9 protein-coding genes and 1 pseudogene are annotated in these 15782 nt (G+C 38.0%); 2 read left to right on the top strand and 8 right to left on the bottom strand.

Annotated features, from left to right (window positions below; translation table 11 throughout):
* From REI64_RS04955 to REI64_RS04970, 4 genes and pseudogenes are all read right to left on the bottom strand, one after another.
* Window positions 1-244, bottom strand: a pseudogene (locus REI64_RS04955) (GntR family transcriptional regulator); the annotation flags it as partial.
* Window positions 245-318: 74 nt separating this feature from the next.
* A complete protein-coding gene (locus REI64_RS04960) occupies window positions 319-1887 on the bottom strand; it encodes a DUF4957 domain-containing protein (protein ID WP_308848997.1) in 1569 nt (522 codons plus the stop codon).
* A gap of 11 nt (window positions 1888-1898) precedes the next feature.
* Window positions 1899-3698, bottom strand: coding sequence for a RagB/SusD family nutrient uptake outer membrane protein (locus REI64_RS04965; RefSeq protein WP_308848998.1), 1800 nt, complete (start codon window positions 3696-3698; stop codon window positions 1899-1901).
* 10 nt (window positions 3699-3708) lie between these two features.
* Window positions 3709-6894 (bottom strand): TonB-dependent receptor, encoded by a 3186-nt coding sequence (locus tag REI64_RS04970; RefSeq protein ID WP_308848999.1) that lies wholly within the window; start codon window positions 6892-6894, stop codon window positions 3709-3711.
* 232 nt (window positions 6895-7126) lie between these two features.
* Between REI64_RS04970 and REI64_RS04975 the strand changes: the two genes are divergently transcribed.
* The gene (locus REI64_RS04975) at window positions 7127-8137 is read left to right on the top strand and encodes a LacI family DNA-binding transcriptional regulator (RefSeq protein WP_308849000.1); all 1011 of its coding nucleotides are present in this window, start codon (window positions 7127-7129) and stop codon (window positions 8135-8137) included.
* Here REI64_RS04975 and REI64_RS04980 read toward each other — a convergent pair whose 3' ends face one another.
* On the bottom strand, window positions 8138-8566 hold the full coding sequence (locus tag REI64_RS04980; protein ID WP_308849001.1) for a nuclear transport factor 2 family protein: 429 nt from the start codon (window positions 8564-8566) through the stop codon (window positions 8138-8140).
* Between the two features lie 61 nt (window positions 8567-8627).
* Window positions 8628-9059: a large conductance mechanosensitive channel protein MscL gene (mscL, locus tag REI64_RS04985; protein WP_308849002.1), complete on the bottom strand. Its 432-nt coding sequence runs from the start codon at window positions 9057-9059 to the stop codon at window positions 8628-8630.
* A 130-nt stretch (window positions 9060-9189) separates the two neighbouring features.
* Between mscL and rpoN the strand changes: the two genes are divergently transcribed.
* The gene (gene rpoN, locus REI64_RS04990) at window positions 9190-10665 is read left to right on the top strand and encodes an RNA polymerase factor sigma-54 (protein ID WP_308849003.1); all 1476 of its coding nucleotides are present in this window, start codon (window positions 9190-9192) and stop codon (window positions 10663-10665) included.
* Between the two features lie 6 nt (window positions 10666-10671).
* On the opposite strand, the gene REI64_RS04995 is transcribed toward rpoN, so the two are convergent.
* Entirely contained in the window at window positions 10672-11694 is a 1023-nt protein-coding gene (locus REI64_RS04995) for a type IX secretion system membrane protein PorP/SprF (protein ID WP_308849004.1), read from the bottom strand.
* Window positions 11694-15755, bottom strand: coding sequence for a PKD domain-containing protein (locus REI64_RS05000; protein WP_308849005.1), 4062 nt, complete (start codon window positions 15753-15755; stop codon window positions 11694-11696). Before REI64_RS05000 ends, REI64_RS04995 begins: the two co-directional genes overlap by 1 nt.
* Window positions 15756-15782: the final 27 nt, after the last annotated feature.

Here is a 15782-nt window from a genome sequence, read left to right on the forward strand (position 1 = left end):
TATCCCACAATCCTTCGCTTAAAAAAGTACGTGTACTACGACCGTTTTTTGCCAAGTTATTTACCTCTACGGTTTTATCGAAAAAGTAAGTGAAAGGCATACCCCAGCCGGTTTCTGGGTACGCTGTAGTTAGCTTGTTAGCAGCAGTAGAGTCTCCAATAATGAACACCGTGGTTTTATCTTCCATTTGCGGCGTAAAAAGTGTGATTAAAAAGAAAGATGTTAGCAACAACGAACGAAACATATAGTTTAAAAAAGGTTTAAAAAAAGATGGGGCTATTCGCCCCACCGTATGTTAGTTAGTTAGTTAAATTTTACTTATCTCCATCTTACATCACCTATTCCGTTGGCTTTTAAATCAACGTTTGATATAGTGAAGTTACCCGTTGCAGCATTTGCAAAACCAGGATCTAATCTAGTATAGCCATTTGCTGCTGCGTCATTTCTTGCAGACGTAGTGGTACTCTCATAGAAATTGGCAGCGTTGAAATAATTGTTATTTAACATTTCACCAATATTTGTTGAGCTTTGGTTAGAATAGTAAGCCACACTACCGGCTATAATATTTTTGCTGAAAATGTTCGACAACGTAGACAATCTATTGTACAAATATCTTGTTCCTGTATAATTCATTACATTGTAAAACGTATTATTCTGAATAATAAGCTTGTTAGTAGTTTGGCTTGTAAAATCTGCCGTGTAATTATCGATACGGAAAAGATCTCTTTGACTATCACTTGTAGTGAAATTATATAACGTATTGTTTTTCATTGTAAAGGTTTTAGCAAACCCAGTTCTCATATCAACAAAAGCAGCACCCGTAACATTAAAATCTCTTATAATGTTATTTTCAACTGTTATTGATTCTACTAAAGCTTTTACGTTTATATAAACTAATCCTTTTTGATAATTATATATCTCACTATTTAATATAGAAACCGCCCCGTAAGTAGTAGCCAAAGCTTCATTATAAACAATTAATTGGTTAGTGTTACCACCAGCTTGGTTACCATCCAACTTCACATTATTTAGTGTTAAACCTGCGTTTGCTGCCATCTTAAATACTGCCCTATTTATAATTGGCTTGTTACCTGCATTCGTACCAACAATAGTGATATTTTTGTCGGCTGTAATATCGCTGATTAACGTATAAGTACCAGGATGCAAAGCAATTCTCACTGCACCCGAGGCTGCCAATGCTGTCGTAAATTCAGCATCTGTACGAACTTGTGTAAAAGCGCTTACATCTACCGAAGTAGTGAAATTGGCCGACCCTCTTTGTATTGTATTATTTAGAATTGCAACTGTGTATAGTGTTTCGGCAGTTAAACCCGAAACCGTAGCACTACCTGCAGCAATTTCGGCTGCAGTTAAGGTGTGCGAAACTGTACCTGGTGTAAAAACCAATCTGGTTACAGTTTCTCCAGCTGGCCAAGTAACCTTAACAGAATTTGCTGTGATATCTCCTGCATTAACCGCATTTAATATTTGTTCGGCATCGGTTCTAAAGCCAACACTAATCCATTTTGATTCTGCGGTACCTTCTACCCCAATAGATTTTATTCGGGCCGTATGTTGTTTGTTACCTTCTAAACCATTAACGGTAAGCGGCAATTGTTCAAACCTTACATCTGTAATTGTCTTTACAGGCGTACCAGATAAATCTACATTATCAAAAATCTCTACACTATAAGTAGCAGCATTTGACACCTTGGCCCAAGTTAGCCTTACGTTTACTTTATTAACAATAGTTGCTGTTAAGCCTGTAGCTGAAAAAGCTCTATCAGTTTTTAACGTAGTGATTGGTTCTAAGTTATCATCTTTACAGCTTCCCAACACTGTTAAAGCGAGGAAAGAAACCAAATATATTTTCGAAATATTTTTCATGACAAAATAAATTATAAGCCTAAGAAAGTGTTATTTAATGTTCCATTGGAAGCATCCAAAAACCTTTGCCAAATTGGCCAATAAGGTTGTTTGCTAGGCTGGCCTACATACAAAGCGTTCCAAAAGGTAGACACATCATTGGTTGAAACCATAGTCCAAGCCTTATTTCCCGTATATCCGCCCGCAGCGCCTATTGCATCGGTGTCACCAAAATTCAATCCATATATATTTAAGGTTTCATTATCTGCTGCCAAGCTGTAATAAACCCTCAACGGTAAATTGGCATATATACCTTGTCTGTTTTCCAATTGTTCAAGCTTTACTTTGTTTTCGGCTAATTTGCTGTCCAATAAATTCCACCTGATCAAGTCTTGCTTTCTTAGCATTTCGCCAACAAACTCCAAAGCACGCTCTTTCACAATTGCATTGAAAAAAGCATCTTTGGAAGCAGTAGCAGTAGCCATGTAAGTGGCAACCATCGCCGTATTACCGGCATAAGCTCTTTCCCTAACTAATCTTAAATATTGAGAAGCTTGTGCAGGCCCATCTATTTCATTAATAGCTTCTGCTGCCATCAGCAAAATATCCGAATAGCGCATGTACATCCAATTTATACCATCATCGTTGGTAGAAGTTACCCTGCGTTTCATCCACTCATAGCGATACTTACCAAAATACATTCTGCCTAACGTAGACGCTACCTGGAAAGCTGTGTTTGCTGTACCATCGCTATCCCATCCGTAAGGCGTAATACTTACAGCACGGCGAGTGTCTTGTCTTTCGAACTCATACCACATTGTGGGATTGGCTACCGTTGTGCCTCCTCTATTTTGTGCTGTATATTTGTCAATTTTAGCATGATTAACACCTAGATCGAAAATTACACGGCCTCTACCATCAGCAAATGGCAATTCCCAAATTGATTCTTGACCAGCCGTAAGCACTTCCTGATTTAAGTTTCTAAATACGGTTTCGAAACTTGGCAGCAACCTAACAGTACCACTAGCTATAACATCTAAGCATTCAGTTTTAGCAATCTCATACATTTTTTCACGAGTCAAATCGGGATCATTGCTTAAACGTACTGTTTTATCTTGACGTAATGCATAACCGCCTGCCATTAGTGCAATTCTTGCTCTCATTCCTTTGGCAAAAGCTTTGTTAATACGCTCTACAGAGCTCGTTCTTGTAGAGCCATTTGGCCAAGCCAAATAATTAGAAGCTTCCGCTAAATCAGCTAAAAGTTGTTTGTAAATTACATCCCTATCAGCTCTTGGCTTATATAATGTTTCGCCAGTAATAGGTTCAAACCTCGCCGGCACATCACCCCAGGCTTTAATCAAATCTAAATAAATTACAGCACGCAATGTAAGTGCCTCACCCAGCAACTGAGCCATTACGGGGTTGTTGTCTACATTACCATAGGTACGTAAACCGCTGATGGCTAAATTAGCACGTTCAATACCAGAATATAGCATAGCCCATGAATTATTTTCGGTATTCATTTGCTCGTTATTAACATTGGTGCCGTAGTTAGCCAATTTTGATTTTTCGTCAGCAGTGTTTTTGATACTGCTTTGCACTTCAACGTCAGTATTGGTCCCATAAAACACAATATATCTACCTCTATGAGAATTTTGTTCGGCAAAGCTTTGCAAAATACCTGTGATGGCACCTTCGGCCAAATTTTGTGTAGAAAAAATAACCGATGCCTCTAATGATGATTTAGCGGGTGCCTCAAGCGTTTTTTTACAACTGCTTATTGATACACCCAGTACAATAAGAGGTAATATATAATTAATCTTTTTCATATACGATGAATTAGAAATTCACATTTAAACCGAAAATAATTGATCTACTACGTGGGTACGCAGAATAATCCACTCCTGGTGTTAACCCTGTTCTTCTTCTGGTTGATACCTCAGGATCAAAACCTGAATAGTTGGTTAACAAGAAAACATTATTGCCCGAAGCATAAACTCTCAATTTTTTCATTTTAAGCTTACTTGATATAGCGCTTGGCAATGTGTAACCCAAGGTAATGGTCGATAGTCTTAGGAACGACCCATCCTCGATAGCCCAGTCAGACAAAGTAAAATTACGCATATATGGCGACCACATTGTAGTATTGGCATTCATTGCCTCTAACTCTGCTGGATTATTACTGATAGTCCCATCGGCACGTAGGTTGGTCCAACGGTTGCCAGTTGCCATAATATCTATCATATTTCTGGAATTGAACTGACCTGTAGATGTATATTCGATTTTGTTAGCATTATATACATCGTTACCATAACTCCAGTTAAAAAATGCTGCAAAATCAAAATCGAATACCCTAGCGTTTATACTGAAACCACCAGTGTGTAACGGATTGGTATCTCCTATAAACGTTCTATCGGCCAAATTAACTACGCCGTCACCATTCAAATCTTCTAGTTTCATAGATCCTGGCCTAAGAGTTCCAATTACAGTGGTGGCATTTGCAACTCCAGGTTTAAGTGTCCAAGTATTGCCGCTAACTCCTGAGAAATCAGATACCTCATATCGCCCTGCATTTTTATAGCCGTATATACGACCAACAGCAGCCCCGGCTAAAACCATATAATCTGCATCGATGGCGGTTGAGGCCCATCCAGAGGGTTGGCTAATACTGTTTAGCGCACCAAGAGACACTACTTTGTTTCTATTGAAGGAAATATTGGCGTTTACTGCTAAGTCAAAATTTTTATTTTGAATTGCTCTGTAGTTCAAGTTAAATTCCAAGCCTTTATTTCGGGTTTCGCCAATATTTTGGAACTGGGTTAAATACCCCGTACCAGATACAGGAAACTCAAGCAATAAATCTTTAACATTATTTATGTAAGCATCAATAGATCCGTTTAATTTTGAACCTAGAAACCCAAAATCCAAGCCCAAATTTCTACTAACGGTAGTTTCCCATTTCAAGTTTGGATTGGCCATAGTTGTGGCTGGGCCCCAGAAACTAGCTGCTCCATTAATCCAGTTGTTGGTGGTACTTTGAAATGTCTGTACAATTTGGCCAACTGGAATATTGTTATTACCTGCAGTACCATAACTAAGCCTCAATTTCAAATCAGAAAGCCATAATTTTGTGTTTAACATAAAATCTTCTTGAATAATACGCCACGCACCAGAAACTGAAGGAAAGTATCCCCAACGGTTACCTTCAGAAAATTTAGAAGAACCATCAGCTCTAAGAGACGCACTTAACAAGTATTTGCCTTTGTAATCATAATTTGCCCTTGTGAAGAACGACAAAAGGATATCATCGGCAGCATAAAAGTTCTCAACAGAGTTGGCTACCCCTTCTGTAGTTAATACACGTACATCTTGGAAACCAAAAGTTCTAGGGAAGCCGTGTGTAACTGTTGATTGCGCAACGTTCTCATACTTAATATACTCTTGGCCAACCAATAAGCTTAAATTATGCTCATTGTTTATCAATTTCTTAAAGTCGTAGTTTAACGTATTTGTAGCTCTAAATAAATTACGGTTGTTATTCGTTTGTATCAAAGCTGGTTTATTCTGATTTTCACTACGTGGCGCATTTCTAACATAATACGTAGTGTTGCCGTAAAAACGATCTTGGTCTGTTCTCAAACCCTCGTAGCCAACGTCGCTTCTAAACCTTAATCCTTTAATGATATCATAATTTAAGGCTGCATTAAAATTATATTGTTTACGATGGATATATTGATCATTATCAGCAATTGCAATTAAAGGGTTATATAATGCAAAGTCAGGATCAACATCGTCATCATTAGTTAAACTAGGTACTTGCATTGGCGGATAAATTACCGCAAATCTTAACCTCGAGTCTGCTGATGAGAACTCACGAGTTTCGTTAGCTCCTCCACCTTTTGTTTTAATATCGGCATACCTTGCTCCAAAATCCAATGAAAGGTTGTCGTAAAGTTTATGGTTTAGCTTAAAATTGATGTTCTGCCTTTCGTAGCCAGAAAGCTGCATAATAGCTTTATCCTTAACAAAGTTATGGCTTAAGCTATATTTGGTTTTATCGCTACCACCCATAATACTAATATTATGGTTAATGGTATTTCCGGTACGCCCAAATACAATATCTTGCCAATTGTTTACCGGTATATTTTGATATAAATCTATATCTTGGAAATTACCGAAATATCTAGTGTATGTATTTATAGAATTTGCCAGTAGGGCACGCTCATACTGCCAAGTTACATAATCATAAGGAGTTAAAACATCTAAGGTTTTAGCAATTTCCCTATAGCCTCCAAACAAATTGTATGAAATGCTAGTAGTTCCAGTTTTGGCACTTTTGGTGGTTACTACCACTACACCATTTGCTCCCCTTGATCCATAAATAGCCGTAGAAGATGCGTCTTTTAAAATATCAATACTCTCTATATCTTGTGGGGCAATATCGGCAATTGTATTTACCGGAAAACCATCTACAATGTACAAAGGATCATTACTTTGCGTAATTGAGCCACCGCCACGCACTCTAACATTCATCGTTGCGTCTGGCGAACCTTCCGTTGATGTAATGTTTACACCAGCAACACGACCTTGGATAGCTTCTAAAGCAGAAGCAACAGGAGCGGCTGCAATAGTAGCCGCACTAACAGAAGAAACAGCTCCTGTTACGGCCTCTCTTTTTACAGTTCCGTAACCGATATTCACAATTTTCACCTCGTTAAGTGTAGTAGAACTTTCATCTAAAGCAGCATTCACTTGGCTTTTTGTTCCAACAGGTACTTCAAGATTTGTAAAGCCTATCGAATTAAAAACTAACGTTGTATTACCAGTAGATGGAATGCTAATTTTGTAAATACCGTTGGCATCGGTTGATACCGCATTTTTTGTTCCTTTAATTGTTACGGCAACACCAGGAATTGGAGATCCGGTAGCCTTTTCGGTTACCTTTCCTGTTACTGACCTAGTTTGTGCTTGCACTATTTGAATTCCAATAGCCAATACACAAAAAAACAGCAAGATTTTTTTCATACAATATGGTTAAAATTTGGTTATATGCAGACGGCCTTGGAACCATCCATTAACAATTCTACAATGTTTTTTTAAGATATGGCGTTGTTGGATAGGTATAAATTTATGCAATCGTTCCCGACAACGTTGCCAATTTCAATCAAAAATTATATCTTTAATACAATGGAGAAATTGTAGTATTTTTGGAAGACTTTGATACTACCGTAACCTACGTAATTTTACACACTAACACATGTTTGAGCCAGTTACCATAAAAGATATTGCCAAAGCACTTGGCCTCTCTACTTCTACCGTTTCGAGAGCGCTAAGAGATACTTACGAAATTAGTCCAGCAACAAAGAAATTGGTAACTGATTATGCGAAGGAAATAGGCTACAAACCCAATCCGATAGCATTAAGTTTAAAGGAGCGCAGAAGCAAATCTATTGGGGTTGTAGTTAGTGAGGTAGCCAACAGCTATTTCTCACAAGCAGTTGATGGTATAGAATCCATTGCCTACGATAAAGGCTACCACGTTATCATTTCTCAAACGCACGAATCTTACGAACGCGAAGTTATTAACGTTAACCACTTGGCATCTAGGTCTGTTGATGGGCTACTTATCTCCTTATCCTCTAAAACAGAAGACATTTCACATTTAAAATCGCTTCACGAAAAAGGTTTGCCGATTGTATTTTTTGATCGCGTTGCGGATGAAATCATTACGCACAAAGTGATTGCCGATAACGAAAAAGGTGCCTACGATGCCACCACTTACCTGATAAAACAAGGATATAAAAAAATAGCACACCTTACCAGTTCTAGTTACCTTTCTATCAGTATTGAACGTTTATCAGGCTATAAAAAAGCTTTGGCTAATAACGGAATTACTTTTGATGAGACTTACGTAAAATATTGCCCACATGGTGGAATGCTTTACGAAGAAACCGAAACTGCTATTAAAGAATTATTGGCTCTAAAAGAGAAACCAGATGCTATTTTCGTAGCTGGCGACAGGTTGAGCACGGGGTGTTTGAGTGTATTTAAAAACCTAAATGTTGCCGTACCAACAGATATGGCTATCGCAGGTTTCAGTAATTCTGATGTACTCGACTTGTTCAATCCATCATTAACATCGGTAAGACAGCCTGCTTACGAAATTGGCAGATTGGCTACCGAAATGCTTCTGCAATTGATAGAAGCGAAATATCCGGTAGAAGATTTTGAGAAGAAAGTACTGGATACCAGTTTATCTATAAGGTAATTACTGAGGTAATTTATACGCTTGCCTAGCTAACATTTTCCAGTCTTTGCCCTGTTTTTGCCAAACTAACATAATGCCAATGTGCACCTCTCCCGGTTTGCCGCCATCATTGGTTTTGGCATGCAATTCGTGGCGTACAATAGCCGTTTTCCCTGTAATTTTAACCGTTTGATTTTTCAGATCGATACTTACAAAATCTGATTTACCACTAGCAATGGTTTCTACAAAGGTGGCTTTGTCTTCCAACTTACCGCCAGAGTGCCCGTAGCTTAAATCATTTGCAGCTATTTCTTCCAAAGCTTGTCTATCTCCACTAATCATTGCATTTTTCAATTTATCTACGGCAGCTAACAAACTCAGTTCTTGTTTGTCTTGGGCATATAAATAAGATGATGACATGAGCATCAGAATTAGTAAAAGCTTTTTCATATTAATGGACATATATAAAAAGATGATCAACTATTTAGCTGACCATCTCCTTATTTAAATATTATTTATTTTTTAGTAAATCTCTGATTTCAGTAAGTAAGATTTCTTCTTTAGTTGGTGCTGGAGGTGCAGATGGTGCCGCTTCTTCCTTTTTCTTCATTCTATTTATTCCTTTAACCATAATAAAAATAACTAAAGCTAATAAGAAAAAGTTAATCGCTACCGTAATAAAATTTCCATAGGCAAAAATTGCTGTTTCCGGGATTTTCCTAGCTTCTTCCAAGGCCATATTTGCTGGCACCTCTCCCTTTAAAACAACATATAGTTGACTAAAATCTGGCTGTCCAATTATAGCTGATACAATTGGCATAACCAAATCTTTTACGACGCTATCAATTATCTTTCCGAAAGCACCGCCAATGATTACACCAACTGCCAAGTCCATCACATTTCCTTTAATGGCAAATTCTCTGAATTCTTTTACAAATCCCATATAAATACGTTTTTAGTTAGATAAATATTTTTAGTTGGTGTAAACTTAACGAAAAGAACATTAATTAATCAAATTAACCAACAAAAATCTAAAGCATTTGTTTATTTTTGACAACTCGTTATTCCCACATATGCTAAAACAAAATCTACAGCAAAAATTATTACAAAAATTATCGCCTCAACAAATTCAGTTTATCAAATTGTTGCAGGTGCCAACCGTTGCTTTAGATACGCGTATAAAGGAGGAATTAGAAGAAAACCCCGCATTAGAAGATTCTAGTTTAATGACCTTGGATGAACCGAAAGGCGAATACGACGATTTACAAGATGACCGTGATGATTTTAGTAACGACAGTGGAGAAGAAAGCAGTTTAGATGAATTTAATGTAGATGATTATTTACAAGATGATTCTTCGAACGATTATAGCACCTCTTACAGCAATGGTGATGATGATGACGAGAAAAAGGAAACGCCCATTGCAATAGAAACCACTTTTTTTGAGAGTTTACAGCAACAGTTGGATTTGTTACCCTTATCAGATCAGGATTTTGTGGTAGGTAAACAAATTATTGGCAGCTTAGATGATGATGGCTATTTGCGTAGACCCATCACATCGATGATTGACGATTTAGCCTTCTCACAAAATGTGATGGTTGAGGAAGAGGATGTGATTGAAATGCTTAAACTTATCCAAAGTTTTGATCCTGCGGGAATTGCTGCCAGAGATTTACAAGAATGTTTAGCCTTGCAATTGAGGAGAAAAGATAGTTCTAACCCAATCATAAAAAAAGCGATAGAAATTGTTGAGTTTCACTTAGACGAATTTACTCGCAAACATTACGATAAATTAGAAAGAGCAGTTGGACTTAACAGCGAACAGTTAAAAGAGGTTGTTGCCGAAATTCTGCGTCTTAATCCAAAACCTGGCGACTCTAACCAAGTAACTACCAAACAAATGCAAATTATTCCTGATTTCCATATCAGCAATAATGATAGCACTTTGGTATTAACTTTAAATGCTAGAAATGCACCTGAATTACGTGTAAGTCGCTCTTACATGGATATGTTTGACCATTATGACAAAGCTTCCCAAAAAGATAAGAAAATGAAGGAAGCTGTACAATTTGTAAAGCAAAAGCTCGATTCTGCAAAATGGTTTATTGATGCGATTAAGCAAAGACAGCAAACCTTGCTTAAAACCATGAACGCCATTATGCACTATCAATATGATTATTTCTTAACAGGAGATGAACGTAAGTTACGCCCAATGATTTTGAAAGACATTGCCGATAAAATCGGTATGGATATTTCAACGGTATCAAGGGTTGCCAATTCTAAATATGTGCAGACAGAATTTGGAACTTTCTTGTTAAAATCTTTCTTCTCTGAAGCTATCCAAACTGAAAGTGGCGAGGAAGTATCTAACAAAGAAGTAAAGAAAATTCTAGAAGATTGTATTGGCAAAGAAGATAAACGCAAACCACTTGCAGATGAGCGCCTAACGGAAATTTTGAAAGAACACGGTTATAATATCGCTAGAAGAACAGTTGCAAAATATCGTGAGCAAATGAATATTCCCGTTGCTAGGTTAAGAAAAGAACTTTAATATTCCTTACCTCCAATACCTGCCTCCGCTAAATACTTCGTAAGCGTTGGCCAACTGGAAACCAAGTACAATTTCGTGGCTACCGCTACTAATGGTTCTCAAACCAGATGTGGTTAAATCGTAAGCATAAGTAAAATTCACAAGGTTTTTGAAGTTAAAACCCAGCATTGCCGAAAACGAATCAGATTTACGGTAACTACCTCCAATCCAAATTTTGTCTTTGTAATCGAATTTAATGTTGGCATCAAAGCTTATAGGCAACCCCTCTACCCTTTTCAACATTACGGAAGGAATTGCCGAAATTTCTTCATCTACCGAGAGCCTATAACCCGAAGTTAAGAAAAAGTGAGGTACGGTTTTTCCGTCATCGTAGTTGGCATCTTTAGTAAACGCCAACCTCATTGGCAATATTTGCTGCGCCGAAGCTCCTGCAAAAAATCTAGCACCGTAATACCAAATACCAATTCCTACATCGGGCTTAAACTGACTGGCCAATACATTTGCTAGTGCAGGATCACCATCATTTTCTAATTTAATGGCATTTACATCTAACGCAATTCTACTTAAACCTGCGTACACACCCACTGCCAAATTGCTTGCACCTCCCGTTTGTAAATGGTAAGCGTAGGTTAAACCAGCATCGAACCTAGAAATTGGACCAGCCTTATCTGATACAGCCATAATGCCCATACCATGGTGTGCAGGCGAAGAAGTATAATTTTGCGTATAACTTCTGCTCATTGGGTCATCGCCTTTTTCAGGTAGCGATAAAGGATTTTTCCAGAGATAATCGGCACCCAAATTCCAATGCGCAGATAAAAATGATGTTTTAGGCGCATTTTCTATTCCAGCCCATTGTGCCCTATGCCCCACCTTCACATCCATATAGTTTTCTATGCCACTTAAAGCGGGGTTTAGCAAATAGTTGTTAAAAATATATTGAGTGTACTGCGGACGCTGCTGCGCAAAAAGTGGTGTGGCAGCTAAAATTGTAAAAAATAAGAGGTAGAAGTAAGTTTTAAATTGCATTATTTGACAATAGTAAGCGTACCCGTCATTGGCTTTTTGGCAGTAGCTAAGTTAATAATATAATAATATGTTCCAACGGGCAAATTATTATTGTTGTGTGTGCCATCAAAAGGTTTTGCATATCCTTTACTCTTAAATACATTTTGCCCAGCTCTATCGTAAATCTCTACGGTAGCTTCGGGGTAACTCTCAATATATTTGATATTCCACACATCATTTATCAAATCGCCATTTGGTGTAATAGCGTTAGGTATTTCCAGGTTTTTAAGTAGTTTAACAAATACCTGATCCTTCTGTAAACAGCCTTTATCGCTAGTGACGGTAAGTGTATAGGTCATATCTTCCGTTGGTCTAACTACTGGATTTAGTACATCATCTCTATCTAAACCTGTAGCTGGTGTCCATTTATATCTCAAATTTTGCCCGTAAGCAGTAGCTGATAAGGTAGCCTGCCCCCCTTCCAAAACCTTTTTATCCTCACCTGCATCAACAGCAGGTGTTTCGTTTACTGTAATTTTTTGGATTTTTTCTACCGTACATCCATTAGCAACCGCAAAAATGTATTTAATTTCGTGCGTACCTATACCTGCTTTTGCAGGGTCGAAAAAACCATCTATACTTACACCACGACCATTAAAAGCAGCCTTTCCAATCATGGCATTTTTTTCTCTGGCAACCAGTTGTTTCGCTGGCGCTTCTAAGCATATCTCCATAGTTTGCGCAAAATCAATATCTGGCACAGCCTTTAACGTAATAGTTTGCTGTTTAGTAGCTACACAGTTATTGCCAGCGTAAGCTACCATTTTTACAACATACGTTTTATCAAACGGAAAACTAAATTCTGGATATTGATGCGTGTAAGATTTGGGCGACGAACGTGTTCCTGGTGAAGTATCGGTTTCTGCCTGTGTTGGGTTATTCGCAAAATCGTAGTACCATTCTATCTTGGTGATATTTCCAAATGCCAATGTTGTATTATCATCAAAAACCACTGCATTTTTACTACAGAGTGAGTTTGAGTTTTGCACGGAAAAATCAGCAATTGGTAAGGCTCCATCAATCGTAATTTCTTTGATTACCGTTTTTGCACAACCATAAGGTGCGGTTACAGTTAATGATACGGTGTATTTTCCAGCTTGTGTATAGCGGTGAAATGGAGCTTTTTCTGTTGAATTGTTTGGATTTTGCGCATTTGTATTATGATCACCAAAATGCCAACGGTAAGTTAAATTTCCATTTGACACTACATAAGTAGATAGATTATCAAATTCTGCTATTCCGTTTGTTAAACAAGAAGATTTGAGCGAAAAATCAACTACAGCCTCTGGATAAATAGTAATGCTCTTAGTTTCTTCACTTGTACAAGAACCACCAGAATAAACTCTCATTTTTACAATGTAGGTTTTGCTCGCTGCATTTGAAAAAGTTGGGTATTTATAGCTGTACTCTTTAGCTGGTTGATTTCTGAGGTTCGGTTCATCTACAATGTCTGCTGTAGTCTTATTGGCATAGTCAAAAAACCATTCAATTTTAGTTATCTCACCAAAATCGACAGTAGCTTTATCTTTAAATACAACTGCAGCATTGCTACATAAAGCATTTTGGTTTACTATTTCCATTGCTGCCTTAGGTATGCTTCCATTAACCCTAAACTGCTTTTTAACAGTAATTGCACAGCCCGCAGCCGATTTAACGGTTAATGTTATTTCGTACAGTCCGGTTCTGGTGTAATTGTGCGATCCATTTCTTTGTGTAGATATATTCGGATTTTGTGCATTTGCATGGGCATCGCCAAAATCCCATTGGTAACTAAGCTGTTCGTTGCTAACAATTGTGCTTCTATTAGTGAAAATAGCATTACCATCTGATAAGCAAAAATCTGGCAATTCGAAATCTACTTTAGGCGGCACATTCACCTTAATACGTTGAATTACAGATTTTTCACAACCATATTCAGATGTTACGGTTAATTTTACATCATAATCTCCTGCAATTGCATAAGTATGTGCAGGATTAGCGCCAGTACCAGTATTTCCATCGCCAAAATCCCATAACCAACCAACAATAGCACCTTCTGCAGAGGTAGACTGGCTTTCGAAACTAATGCTCTGTTTTTCACAAAGTGAAGGTTTAGCAATAAATTTGGCAATAGGCAGTGTAAAAATTTGTACGCTCTTGGTAAAAACCTCCGAGGCACAGCCATTTTCTGTGGCCACTATCAATTTAACGTTGAATGTTCCGGGCCGTGCAAAAATATGTTTAGGATTTTGCTCGTTCGATATTGCTGTGCCATCGCCAAAATCCCAAGTCCACTTTTTAATTACCTTATCAGTTAAATTAGAATTACTTGCATCTATAAACGGAACCTCTACCCCGAAGCAAGACCTTAAACCAACATTAAAATTAGCAGTTGGTGTTGGGTCTACATTGAAGACGAACTCGAAATCGGCACTGCTACCGAAACAACTATTGGCATCTGTAGCAAAAAATCCGGTTGCTTTGATTATCCTTTGTCCCGCAGTGGTGTAAGATTTATTTACCGGAGCAGTATAATCGTACAAAGTTTCTCCGTTTACGGTTCTTATTATTGGTGCTGGCGAATGGTCATCATAGCTTGGCGTACCATCATCGAATTGCCACAAAATGCGGTTCAGCAAGTAAGGCATCGTAATTTTAAAATCGGCTGCTTCGCCAATACAGGCATTACTGCGTTCCTCGTGGGTTGTATTATTTATCACCGTTAAATACTGATTTGCCGCTAAACTGGTTCCTGCAGAATAGCCATAAGACTCGGCATTGCCAAAGCCATAGGCGATGGCGTTAAAGCCTTCGTCGGCACTTAATGTTAAACTTTGCTGAGTTACTCTAACTTGGATATAAGAATAATCTGGGTTGTTGGTAAAAGTTCTCCAAACACCATTTGCAGGCAAGGCACCATTAACCTTAAAAGTAGCTCTTGCATCGGTTTTTATAACTACGTTAATGTACTTTTCTTGAATAGCCTGTTGGTCTGAAGAGAATAGTGTTATTTTGGTGATACTGAACTCTACCGGATTTAGCAAAATCATATCGGGATCGCCAATTACATTTCCGCCCGTAATAGACGAACAATTCTGAGTTAGTGAGTATTGGGCCACACTTACTACCTTATCTGCCTTTATAATTATGCCCTCTGTTAAAGTAGAAGTTTCGTAGAAACTACCCTTATTAATAGTTACGCTGGTACCATTGATATTAACTGTTGTGTTGTCTTCTTGTGCCAATATTCTAACGATAGAACGCCTATTAAAAAATGGAGCAACGGCGTAAATTTTACCCCAACTATTGGTGGTATATAACTGCTGAAACAATGGATCCCTTGAATTATTACACTGTATGGATAGTGATGTGCTTCCTGAAAAGGCTGCAAAGCGTTTGCATTTAGATGTTGCTTCATCTACCTCTACATAAACACCAGTTAAGTCAACAGATGCAGCAGCCAAATACTCGTAAACATCTCCCGCTTTTGCCAAAGTAATTGTTCTTACGTTCCCATTTCTTTCTGTAAGCTTTAATTTTGTATTGTCTTCTGCCGCCACTAGCACCAAGAAATTTCTACCGTTAGAATCTTGTGTGTAGTTCATAGAGTAATACTTCTGCCCAAGGGCATCGTAAGGAAGAATTAGCGAAGCTGCCGATCTCGCCCCTGCGTAAACGTGCCCATAAACTGCTACAGCGGGCATACCAGCGGTGGTTTTAATGTGGATGCCTCTATTTGTTAAGTTGGTATTAGCTTCTGATGATTGTATGTAGGATACATCTCTTGGCACCGCAAAAACTACCACGGTATTAGCCGGAATTTGTTTGGTTTCGCTATAGCTACCACAACTCACAGTAACCTCAGAAGTTCGTTTGGATGTGATGAAAATATTCATGTTCGCCAGCTGGCCACTACTAGGGTCATGTGTAGGAAACACTGCCCAAAAATCTGTTCCTTCGTTAGAAATATTTTGAGCAAACAAAGGCTTAGAAAAGCCAATGCATAGCAAAATAAGCACTATGAAATTTGTAAAAACTTTCATAGTTATTTTTTTCCGGGTAGATGTAGT

Source organism: Pedobacter sp., assembly GCF_031119335.1.
In the GTDB taxonomy this organism is placed as follows: Bacteria; Bacteroidota; Bacteroidia; order Sphingobacteriales; family Sphingobacteriaceae; genus Pedobacter.